The organism is Burkholderia sp. BCC1977, from assembly GCF_905339595.1.
GTDB lineage: Bacteria > Pseudomonadota > Gammaproteobacteria > Burkholderiales > Burkholderiaceae > Burkholderia.
In genome coordinates this window covers 1-243 of record NZ_CAJPGQ010000214.1, presented here as the reverse complement: position 1 = coordinate 243, position 243 = coordinate 1, and the positions used below count along the sequence as shown (strand labels likewise).

The following is a 243-nucleotide window of genomic DNA, read 5'->3' as shown; positions in this document are numbered from 1 at the left end:
GGTGGACAACGAACTGATCGAGCTGGTTGCCGACGAGAGGCCGGTCGACGTGGAGGTCGACAGGGAGGCGACCGAGCTGTCGGTCGAGCTGAGGCCCGTGGACAGCGAGTTGATGCCCGTCGAGGTCGAGGTGGACAGCGAGCTGATCGAGCTGGTCGACGAGGACAGACCGGTCGACGTGGAGGTCGACAGCGAGGCGACCGAGCTGTCAGTCGAACTCAGGCCGGTCGACAGCGAGCTGAT

At 65.4% G+C, this 243-nt stretch carries 1 protein-coding gene; it reads left to right on the top strand.

All coding sequences use genetic code 11. The features are described from left to right. A partial coding sequence (locus U5771_RS35525) for a hypothetical protein (RefSeq protein WP_322028232.1) occupies nucleotides 1-243 on the top strand: 243 nt, incomplete at both ends.